Annotated in this window: 9 protein-coding genes and 2 pseudogenes; 4 read left to right on the forward strand and 7 right to left on the reverse strand. The window is 60.3% G+C overall.

The features are described 5' to 3' along the window. Nucleotides 1–122: 122 nt before the first annotated feature. From BN2476_RS40945 to BN2476_RS40970, 6 genes and pseudogenes are all read right to left on the reverse strand, one after another. A complete protein-coding gene (locus tag BN2476_RS40945; protein WP_087739852.1) occupies nucleotides 123–338 on the reverse strand; it encodes a hypothetical protein in 216 nt (71 codons plus the stop codon). Beyond that, nucleotides 338–547 (reverse strand): annotated as a pseudogene (locus tag BN2476_RS40950) (ATP-binding protein); the annotation flags it as partial. The pseudogene BN2476_RS40950 and the gene BN2476_RS40945, both read right to left, overlap by 1 nt. Nucleotides 548–566: 19 nt before the next feature. Continuing rightward, on the reverse strand, nucleotides 567–2741 hold the full coding sequence (locus tag BN2476_RS40955; protein WP_160111852.1) for a tyrosine-type recombinase/integrase: 2175 nt from the start codon (nucleotides 2739–2741) through the stop codon (nucleotides 567–569). A gap of 122 nt (nucleotides 2742–2863) precedes the next feature. Beyond that, nucleotides 2864–3934 carry a tyrosine-type recombinase/integrase gene (locus BN2476_RS40960; protein ID WP_087739859.1) on the reverse strand — a complete coding sequence of 357 codons (1071 nt, stop codon included), beginning with the start codon at nucleotides 3932–3934 and terminating at the stop codon, nucleotides 2864–2866. A gap of 232 nt (nucleotides 3935–4166) precedes the next feature. Further along, a pseudogene (locus tag BN2476_RS40965) lies at nucleotides 4167–4733 on the reverse strand (ATP-binding protein); the annotation flags it as partial. After that, nucleotides 4720–5379: a Mu transposase domain-containing protein gene (locus BN2476_RS40970; RefSeq protein ID WP_235851195.1), complete on the reverse strand. Its 660-nt coding sequence runs from the start codon at nucleotides 5377–5379 to the stop codon at nucleotides 4720–4722. The gene BN2476_RS40970 and the pseudogene BN2476_RS40965, both read right to left, overlap by 14 nt. 317 nt (nucleotides 5380–5696) lie before the next feature. Here BN2476_RS40970 and BN2476_RS40975 point away from each other — a divergent pair, with 317 nt between their 5' ends. From BN2476_RS40975 to BN2476_RS40985, 3 genes are read left to right on the forward strand one after another with little or no spacing between them, the layout of a single operon-like run. Continuing rightward, a complete protein-coding gene (locus tag BN2476_RS40975) occupies nucleotides 5697–6938 on the forward strand; it encodes a tyrosine-type recombinase/integrase (protein ID WP_218274598.1) in 1242 nt (413 codons plus the stop codon). Further along, nucleotides 6935–7876: a tyrosine-type recombinase/integrase gene (locus BN2476_RS40980; protein WP_087739856.1), complete on the forward strand. Its 942-nt coding sequence runs from the start codon at nucleotides 6935–6937 to the stop codon at nucleotides 7874–7876. The genes BN2476_RS40975 and BN2476_RS40980 overlap by 4 nt, the downstream gene beginning before the upstream one ends. Beyond that, nucleotides 7869–8864, forward strand: coding sequence for a tyrosine-type recombinase/integrase (locus BN2476_RS40985; protein ID WP_087739857.1), 996 nt, complete (start codon nucleotides 7869–7871; stop codon nucleotides 8862–8864). The genes BN2476_RS40980 and BN2476_RS40985 overlap by 8 nt, the downstream gene beginning before the upstream one ends. Nucleotides 8865–8910: 46 nt before the next feature. On the opposite strand, the gene istA is transcribed toward BN2476_RS40985, so the two are convergent. Then, nucleotides 8911–9639, reverse strand: coding sequence for an IS21 family transposase (gene istA / locus BN2476_RS40990; RefSeq protein WP_218274599.1), 729 nt, complete (start codon nucleotides 9637–9639; stop codon nucleotides 8911–8913). Between the two features lie 205 nt (nucleotides 9640–9844). On the opposite strand from istA, the gene BN2476_RS40995 reads away from it, so the two are divergent. Beyond that, complete coding sequence (locus BN2476_RS40995) at nucleotides 9845–10111, forward strand: hypothetical protein (protein WP_087739858.1); 267 nt, start codon at nucleotides 9845–9847, stop codon at nucleotides 10109–10111. Nucleotides 10112–10711: the final 600 nt, after the last annotated feature.

A 10711-nucleotide genomic window follows, 5' to 3' on the forward strand; every position in this document is an offset into this window, starting at 1 on the left:
ATGACGTCCAGGCGGCTCTTGTTAGCGCCGGTGTAAAAGCGACGCTAAACGACGGCGCAAGGTTGAGCGAAACAGTCAACAACAAAGGGCCGCGCGGGCCCCTTTGTTGTGTGCGCCGTCGATCAGAACGGCGGGTCACGTTCGTTGAACTGCAGTTCGCGTTGCCGGCGCTCCTCGCACAGGGCGCGCTGTATGTCGGGCAGATAGCGTGCGCAAATGAGTTCGCGCAAATCATCCAGCAGTTCGAACACGGCGAGTACCTGTTCGGGCGACCAGTCCTCGGGAACGATGAAGCTTAAGCCGCGGGTGCGGCCGGAAGGCAGCGGCGGGGCTTTCATCAGGACTCTCCTCCTTTGGCCGATTTACCGGGACTGCGCTGGCGTGCGCGTTTGTCGGCCCGTTCACGCGCTTCCTTCAAGCGATACGACTCGCCTTCGATCGAGATGACCTCGGCGTGATGCACGAGGCGATCGACGAGCGACACGACACAGGCGGCGTTGGGGAACACCTCGTGCCATTCGGCAAACGGTCGATTCGATGTAATTATATGGAATTGAGGGCTTTTTCTACCTTTGTTTCTTCCTATTTGGGGCGGTGAGCCGATCAGGCGTCGGCGTGTTCTTGAGTCGCAGGAGTAGACGGTCTATAGCTTTCTGGTCGCCTTCCACTGCTGCACGTTCATCATCGGTCAGCGGTATCTCCTGCAGCATCCGTATCATTCCAGTCTTCGATTGGAGCAGGTCGGCGCGGGAGGATTCCTTCGGAATGTAAAAGTCACAACGTGCGCAAGCCATGCGGTGCGGACACTGATCGAAGAATTCGTACGAGCACAAACCGTGGCCAAGATCGTAGTATCGCCACGGCTGTTCAGTTTGACCATCGTCGATCGCCTGCCGGTCGATGAGCACCTCCATCATTCTCAGGTTTCGCTGGAAGTACTGTGCCTCTGAATAAGCCCGGGCGAGCCGGGTTGGCGTGAATGCGACGTAGTGTTGCGTGGTCACGGGCGAACGATGACCGAGCCATGCCTGTAGTTCAAACAACGTCATAGGTTCGCGGGCGTTGAACAACTGACTCGCGATGGTGGAGCGGGCCCTGTGACTGCTGATCTGACCGCGCGCATCCGCCTGTGGAATGCCCGCCTTGCGGCAAAGCATGGGAATCAGCCGTTTGTTCAGGTACGCCCGTGGAATTGCTCGGGCACGGTACGAGAACAGGAAATCGACCTTCTCTCCGGTCTTGATGTCGAGCGCCGACGGTTGTACAGGACGAAGTTGCTCCCACACAGTGATCGCTTCTCCGACAATAGTGTCAATTGGCTTGGCAAACGCGGTTCCCGTCTTGTGAACTGGAACGTCAAGCATCCAGCATGACGTAGCCTGCTGTCCTATCGACGGTTCCTTGTGCACGCAGCCGACCCGCAGCCGGACGATCTCGTCGCTACGTAGTCCTGCAAAGAGCCACACGATGCTCAACGCCTGTAGCATCTCGAGTGGATAGTAGCCTCCGTTGCGAAACATGGCGCCTGTCGCATTGCTATGTCCCTTTGGAGCACTGCCGTGACCAGGAAGATCGGCGATCGTCAGATTCAGGCCAGCCCACAGGAGTTTCGCCCAGAGGTCATCGGCAATGATGCGTGGCGCTGGTCCGATCAGGGCCTTGATCGAGCGAGGCGTTGCAAATGCCCGAAACGGATCGAAACGACGTGGGATCCATTCCCACTCCTGGATATCTGCGAAGAAGCATCGCATCGCGCCGAGGAAGGCTTCCTTCGATCGCGCTGTTGCAGGTTTGCCGAGCTTCGTCCCGAGGCCGGCGGTCCTCCAGACATAATCGCCGACGTGCATGCGGTCAACTGCGCCTACATATTCCGCCGCCAGTTCGCGGGTCCACTGATCTGGATGTGTGATCTCCGGATGACAGTCTTGCAACCAGCGGGCCGCCTTCAGGACCATGTCCCGAAGATGGCGGCGGGTCGAGACCGTCAACGTGCTGGTCGCCTCCCATCGCTCAACTGCGAGCACCCAATCTCCGGACAGACCGGCGGTTCTCGCTCGATGAACGCGTTCGCTGTCAACCCGGTTCCGGATCGTGGGCTCCGCGGCGATGATTCCAAGTGCTGCAAGCACGCGTAAGAGCTGGAAGTACAAGGAACTGCGATAGTTCGAATCCTGCCAGCGCATACGGACCGATTCGATGAACTCGGTCGTCAGTGATTCGAGTTCGGGGCGCTGGTTAATAAGCAGGAGTTCCGCGACCAGACTCATCAACGGTTTGCATGGACTTCGATAACCCCAGGCAGCGGAAACCTCGGTCACCCGTAGAAGTGTCGCAGCGATACGTTTCCTGCCGAAGATCTTCTCCGCAAGTGCAACCCGTTTCACCTCCCCAAGGCTGGGGATGTCGTGGAAACAGTGCAGCAGGTATGCGACAGCCATTAGCGCCTGTCGCTCGCCACCAGCGCACGGCCTTGGAACGTGGGCGGCATAGAAAGCCTCCTGGGTGGTCCCGATGACCTTATGCCAGGTCGTCGCGTCCCATGCCCATAGCGAGGTCTCTCGCGCCGCACAGTGTCGAAGGAGCATCAGCTTTACGCGATCGTCGTATATGTGCTTGCCGTCAATCACGGCCAGCGCGTCATCGATTGGTGCGATCAGACGTTCAAGGCCTGACAGTCTGCCGAGGACCGCCTTTACCGTCCGTTCACTGGCCATTGCGCGAGGAAGCTCACGCGTCAGCATCTTCCGCTCCGCAGCCGTCAGCCCGTTTCTGCGATCATAGTCCGTGATCTGTATCGGCCATGTCCATAGGCAGGCAGCCTCAGGCTTGGGGATGCGCACCGCCCGGGATGAGCACATCATCGTTACTCCGCGTCGGCGACACACGCGAGGGCGTCAACACGCCACGCGTGAATCTGGCGCATGGTCTTCGCGAACCTGTCGGCCAGATCGTGACCGGACAGGTGTACGTATTGCCTGGTCGTCTCCAGATTCTGATGACCGGCAAACCGGGCAATCTCATGAAGTTGCCAACCCGAGCGGGCGAGATCGGTCAGACAAAGATGGCGCAGCGTATGGGTCGAGAACGCAGGAACGTCGGCGCGAAGCGCTATAGATCGGACTACCTTGGACCACGTCCATAGCGTGATGGGCGCTCCGTGGTTGCGCGGCGACTCGGACAGAAACAACGCGTGTCGATCCCCGGCAACGCCATGCCTGTGTCGAAGATAGTCGCGCAGCAATTCGCCGGAAGTATCGGAATACGGAACGACACGCTCGCGGTGGCCCTTGGTCGTCTCCGCCCTGATACGCAGCAACCGGTGGGCGGGATCGAGATCGCTGCCCCGAAGCTGGCATAGCTCCTCCCGACGAAGCGCCGCATCATAGGCAAACGCCAGCATGCATCTGTTACGCGTCGGCTCGTCGCGGACGACAGCCAGCAGGGCCGTCCACTGCGCCTCCGTGGGAATCCACGGCAGCTTGCGAAACTTCTGGATGAGGCCTCGTTCGCCGCGCGCGCCGAAGTGGCCGGATGCCGTATAGCGGCCGCGGCTTACCGGGTTGGTCCTGATGAGTCCCTCGTCAACCAGAAACTCGAACAGCAACCGGACTGCGGTCAGACGCTGCTGCAGCGTTGCGTTTGACAGGAAACCACCTGAGTCGATGCGAACCACGTTCGCATTCGCTCGTCGTGGCTGGGTTCGCAGCTCGCCGACATACTGCGCGATGGTTTCGCGCGACATGCTGCGCAGATCGCGGGAGTGACCCTGTGCAAAGCGAAGGAAGCCTTCTACCGCGTACATGTAGGCCGCGACTGTATTCCTTGCCAGGCCGAGCATCACGCAACTCTGTATCCAGCGCCGAGCATACGAGTTCGAGGCGATCAGTGGATACCGTTCCCACACCGGTTCGACGACAGCGTTGCCTGCAACCATGATTTGCTCCTCTCGCGAGGGATGCTGAGTCGCCACCACAACGATTCAGCTCGGGGCAAGTAAGCGGGCATCGCCTTCGGCACGGGTTATCCACCGGGCCGCTCGCCTCTCGCTACAGAAGAGCGGGCGGCGGCCCCGTGGATAACCCTGCGTGATCTGTTTCAATATGTTCTGCGCACCAGCCAACTAAAAACTGGCCTACCGTAGCACAGATTCAATTCCAAATAACTTATACGATGGTGCTGTTGTTCTGGTATCTCCGGCTGATCAGCTCAAACAGCAGATCGGCATGGCGATTCGAGTACGAGAGGTAGCCGACCTCGTCGATCACGAGGACGTCGGGCGCAGCATAGCGACGCAGGCGCCGGCGCAGCGTTGAATCGCTATCGAGCGCAGCGAGTTCGCCCAGCATATTGCCGGCGGTGGTGAACAGCACCGTGTGTCCATGCACGAGTGCCTGATGCGCGACGTTCTTCGCCAGTGTCGACTTGCCCACGCCGTTTGGGCCGATGAGCACGACGTTGGCGGCGTCCTTCATGAACCCGAGCGTCATCAGTTCTTCGATGGCGCCGCGATCACACCGTGACGGCCACGTCCAATCGAAGTCGCACAAGGCCTTGAAGCCGCCCAGATGTGATTCCTTGATGCGCCGCTCGAGCGAACGACGGGCTCGCTCGTCTTCTTCCCACTGCACGAGCGGCGCGACCCACGGCTCCTGCGCAACCTCGGGCCAGTGTGCAAGCAGCCCGTGCAGACGCAATTCCTGCGCGCGCGTGCGCAACGATTCAAGCGAACTCATCCGTGCCTCCGGCAAGTTGATCGTAGCTGTCGAGCCGGTGGGGCTGGACCGGCGTGTCCTTCTGGACTACGTGCGGCGGCAGGCACACGGCCAGCGGCGGGGGTAACTGGCGCGCTTCGCGACGGCGCTCCAGCGCCAGGCGCACGGCGTTCGGGTGGGGTACACCGCTGTCGAGCGCATCGCCGATCGCGGCCTGCAATTGCGCGGCGCCGTAGCGTTCGAGCAGACGCAGCAACGCCGCCGTGATGGTGCCCAGATTCGCATTGCGTTCAGCCGCGCGACGCAGCAGATCCTGGCTGGCGGGCGCAGCCCTGGCCAGGCGATCCATGCCGCGGTGGTGACGCGCTTCCCGTTTGACGCCGACGAGCGTCTCGATGTGAACGGGCTCTTCGATTTGCGCGCCGCGATCGTAACTGCGATCGTGACGCGCAATGACTTCGGCGCCGTCCAGCACGCGTACCTGCTCGAGATCGGCGCGTACCGTGAGCGTGCGCCGCACGTACGTGTGCGGGATCGAGTAGTCGTTCAGATCGAAGCGTACGTAGGGCGTCTTGCCGACCTTGACGGCGAGCATTTCCTCGACGGGATACGGATTCTCCGGTAGCGCAAGCAGCGTGGGCTGCTCTTGGGCAAACGCCTGGCGCACACTGATCGCCCGATCCTCCGGGCACGGGCGATCGGCCGCCTGCGTGCGGCACCAGTGCTCGGCCTGGGCATTCAGATCGTCCAGATCGGCGAACTGCCTGGCCGCGAAGAACGCGTCGCGAACATGGCGAATTGCACGCTCGACGCGCCCCTTCTCATGGTTATGGCCTCGAGGCCATAATCACGAGTATGGCGCGGTAAAAAATATGTCACAGTGGTTCTCAACAACCCCGCATCGTCTATCGCGTTGACGTTTCCATGACGACATAATTTTCAGGCTGATACTGATATTCCACTGATCAATGATGGGGGAATATCATGTTCGAGACTCTCTTTACGCGTCCGCATGTTCTTGCTGCCCACAATCTCGCGCCCTGCGTGGAATCCAGGAAGCGCTTCCTCGTACATTGTCAGGAACAGGGTTATCCGCTCAGGTCGATTCGGAAGATCGCGTGGATCCTGCTGGTGTTTTCACAGAGCATTGATCTGTCCCGCCCGCGGTTAATAACGCACGAGGAGATCGCGTTTGCCGTTGACCATCGGATTCGACTTCTCCGAAGTGAGCGCACGAACGAGTCCCGCAGCTCGCGGCTTCTGTTCATCCATACCGCCACGGCCTGGCTGCGCTTCCTGGGGCGTCTGGAGGAACGGCATCCTATAGAAGAACCATTTGTTCGCTATGTCGAGCAATACGTCGATTTCATGCGCGACCAGCGAGGACTTTCCTCTGCCACGATTACAACCTGTCGTGATGAGATCGGCCATTTTCTGACAATGGTCTGTCGCCCTGACAAGGCACTCGATGCTCTCACTATCCACGATGTCGACACCTACCTCGCCTATCAAGGCAACCGCGGCTGGAGCAGAGTCTCATTGCACGCGCTTGCGAGCACGCTGCGCAATTTCTTCCGGTACGCAGAAGGACAAGGGTGGGCTACCAATGTTGCGTCGGGCATTGAGGCACCTGTGGTGTATAGAGAGGAGGGGTTGCCGCTCGGGCTGAACTGGGATGACGTGCAAAGGTTTGTCGCCAGCTTTGTCGGCGAGAGCACGATCGATCTACGCAACCGGGCGATGATCATGCTGCTGGTTGTTTACGGACTGAGGCGCGGCGAGGTGGTACGGCTCCGTCTGGAGGACATCGACTGGTGCGGCGAGATCCTTCATGTCAATCGTCCGAAGCAACGCTGCACACAGCAATACCCGCTGGTGGCAACCGTTGGAAACGCCATTCTGCGCTACCTGAAGGAAGCGCGTCCACGAAGCGCCCATCGAGAGCTCTTCCTGTCGGTCGAGGCGCCGATCCGACCGCTGTCACCCGGACGCGTAAGCGGCATTGTCCGCTCGCGTCTCACGACGCTGGGCATCGATATTCCGCGGCGTGGCGCACATTGCCTGAGGCACGCCAACGCCCGGCATTTACTCGACGCTGGTTTTGCGCTGAAGGAGATCGGTGATCACCTCGGCCATCGCAGCGCTTCGTCGACGAGAATCTATGCAAAGGTCGACCTGACCGGACTGCGGTGTGTGGCCGAAATCGATCTGGGGAGTCTGCTATGAAGCTCTCCGAACTCGTCGCCCAATACGTGAGCCACAAACGGGCGTTGGGCATGCGCTTCAATTCCGAGGCGGCCACGCTTGCCTCATTCTGCCACCGGGTTGATGGCAACATTAATGTGGAATCGGTCACGGTCGAACAGGTACAGGACTTTCTGACTGGCAACAGGCCGCTGACTAACCATTGGCGGAAGAGAAGGTCTGTACTTGACTGCCTGTTTCGTTTTGCCCTCTCGCGTGGATATGTCAAGGCTTCGCCGCTTCCTCGCTACAGTCCGAGATTGCCGCCACCGCTGACACCCTATATTTATTCGCAGCAGGAATTAAAGCGCCTGCTCGACGTGGCGTCGGCGGCATGCAGTCCACGCGGTCTGCTGGATGCATATGTTTTGCGTGCACTCATTCTGATTCTGTACGGCGGTTGCCTCCGCCATGGCGAAGCCTTGCGGCTAACAATGCAGGACGTCGATCTCGACGAAGCCGTCCTGCACGTGCGCGAGAGCAAATTCTATAGATCGAGGCTGGTTCCGCTAGGCGTAGATCTGAATAGAGCGATGCAAACTTATGCCCGGCAACGCAACCAGAGATTTGGGCAGGCACCGGATGCGCCGTTCTTCTGCTTACGCGATGGTCGCCCCCTGAGCCAGAAAGCTGTGCGCAAGGCCTTTCAGCGACAGCGTACTCTGGCAAATATCCAACGCGAAGGCGGTGCGTCCTGCCAGCCGAGGCTGCATGATTTGCGACACTCAGGCGCAGTGCACCGGCTAATCGCCTGGTATCGCTGCGGCGCGGATTTGCAACTGTTGTTGCCGCAGCTCGCGACCTATCTCGGCCACATCGATCTCGCGGGCACCCAACGCTACCTTACCCTGACGCCCGAGTTGCTGAATGCAGCGAGCACGCGCTTTGAAACGTACGTCCTTGAGGTGCAACATGAATAACTCATCCCTGCTCGGTCCGTGGATCCGACGTTTCCTGATTGAGTATCTGGTGGGCGAACGTAACCTTGCCGTCAATACGCAAAGAAGTTACCGCGACATGCTCATGCTGTTGCTTCCGTATTTGGCCGCCAAAGTCGACAAGCGGATCGACCGCCTGACCGTTGATGACCTCTCCGCGCAAATGGTGCGCCTGTTCCTGACGCACATGGAAGAACAACGTCACTGTACGGTCAGCACACGAAATCAGCGGCTCGGCGGCATCCATGCGCTGGCTCGTTTCATCGGCGAACATGCGCCTGAATACATCGACTGGTGGGCACAGATCCATCTGATTCCGGTTAAGAGAACCAGCCGACCGGAGATCAGCTACCTTAGCAGGCAGGAAATGGACGCCCTGCTCGCTTCCTCTGACGTCAATACAGCGCAGGGGCAACGCGAACATGCGTTGCTGCTCTTCATGTTTAACTCAGGAGCGCGTGCAAGCGAAGCTGCGCAGCTCAAGATTGGCGACGTTGACTGGCACACGCGCTCGGTCAGCATCGTCGGCAAGGGGAACAGACATCGCCGCTGTCCGCTCTGGAAATCCACGCTCGATGCGTTGCGCTCGCAGTCCGAGGGGAGGGCCGCAGACGCGCCGGTGTTCCTCAATCGATTCCACCAGAAGATGACGCGCTCCGGCATTCATGCATTGGTCAAGCGCTGCGCTATCCGTGCTGCAGCCAACGCGCCGTCGCTTGCCGGCAAGAATGTGCACCCACATGTGATTCGGCATACGACCGCCTCGCTACTACTCCAGGCTGGTGTCGACATCAATACGATACGCGGCTGGCTTGGGCACGTTTCGTTGGAGACGACCAATATCTACGCCGAGATCAATCTGGAAACAAAGGCACGGGCGCTGGCGACATGCGAAGTGGAAGGCGGTGCCGAAGGACAAAAGCAATGGCGGGATCAGCCCGACCTGATGACCTTCCTCCGCACCTTGTAACCGAATAATATGTGCTGTTCGCTTTCCACAAAGGTACTGCCTTGGACTAGTTCGTTATCGAGCAGCACATATTTTTTACCGCGCCATACTCATTGCCGCGCGCGATGGCCACCGGTCTGGGCTCAAACCGATAGTGTGCAGCGAAGGCGAGCAGCGTCGGGTGGAAACGAATCGCGTCGCCCTGGCGTTCGAGCACGGCGCTCTTGAGGTTGTCGTAGAGAATGACCCTGCCGAGCCCGCCCCAGCGCGTGAACGCGCCGATATGACCGCGCAGGAAGTTCTCCATGCGGGCGTCGAGGAAGAAGCGCAAATACAGATCGCGTGAGTACGAGAGCACCATCACGAAGGCCATCAGCGGCCGGCGCGCGTGGCCAATCTGCAGGTGACCGAAGTGCCCCCAGTCGCATTGCATCTGTTCACCGGGCAAGGTGCGCAGTCGCAGATACGCTTCGGCAGCCGGACGTGGCCGGTGCAGCGAGACCAGATGTCGGAAGTGCGTGGGGCCGCCCTGATAGCCGCGCTCGCGCACCATGCCGTAAAGGCGGCTGGCGGTGAGCGTCGGATACTTCCCGAGCGTCTGGCGAATGAACGGCAGGTATGGCTCGATCATCGAAGGCCGCGGCGCCGGACCGTGGCGCGGCAAACCTGCCTGCGCGAGCACGCGTTTGACGGTGCCGCGATGCACGGACAGTTGCCGCGCGATCGTGCCGCAGCGCCACTTCTCAACGTGATAGAGCCGCAGGATATGCGCTTCGAGCTCAGCGTCAATCGTCACCTTTAGAGCCTCCCCGGAATCGGTAGATGGAGTGAGGAGCTCGACGGCGCAACGGGCCCAGGCGCACGAACGGCGAACAGGCACAGCCACATAGGTGGCAATGCGTTGCCGCCGGCGCCGATGCCGTGACGCGACGATGGGTGACAGCGGCGCGCATCGAGTCCGCTGGCAGTACAGCACCGGGCGCCGTCGCAGGGGAACCGTGATGCGTCACTTTATTGTGTTGCGCCCGATAGCGACGGGCGCGCTGCGCGTGGGCAAGACGCCCGCGGCGAGAGCGCTGGTAACGTTGAGCCGCTTCGCGCAAGCTCGCGCGCCGGGCTGCCTGCGCACAGCCGCCCGCGCAATAGATCTGGCCTCGATCACAGCGGCGGCAGATGAACACCTGCGTGCGGCAGCCGGCGCACAGGAAGAAACGGCCCGTGGGCAGCATCCCACCGGCATTGCCTTCGGTCATCGGCGATCCCCGTAGAACGCCGAAGACAATGCGATAGACAGGGGCGCACGAGCCGTGGAATACTGCGGCTGCACGCGCTCCCTGTGTTAAGCCCCGTGGCTTTGCACTGCGACTTGTGTGGCGCGACTCCGGGGTGAACTTGGCGGTTTACCGGTGTCGCGCCAGTGGTTTCTTCGGCGCTGCGCCTTTCTACCGCAACCGCTTCCCGCCGTCATCCCTCAACGCGCTTTGCGCGTCTGCTCTCGCCCTACGGGCTCCTTCCGACGCACAAAGCGTCATCGATACCCTGCAGTACGTGTTTCCCACACGCTGCTCAACGAGAACAGATCGTCTAACGGCTCAATTCCGAAACGCCGTCGTTTAGCGTCGGATTTAGACCGGCGTTCACAGCTCTCAGCCCGTCGTGGGAGATGGGGACGTTCCCGGCAGATTCCATCAAGGCCCGCAGGTCCGCTGACCTGCAACCCCAAGGCCGGATATAAGACTGCAACCGTTACCTCCGACGTTCACCGCACGCAAACCCAACCTTGCCAACGGGGACGTGTTCATATAAGTCAAACCACAGTCTTGCGCAGGGTGAGGCAAAACGTGTGATGCGAACGAGGTCGGACCGAC

This window comes from Paraburkholderia piptadeniae, assembly GCF_900007165.1.
Lineage (GTDB): Bacteria > Pseudomonadota > Gammaproteobacteria > Burkholderiales > Burkholderiaceae > Paraburkholderia > Paraburkholderia piptadeniae.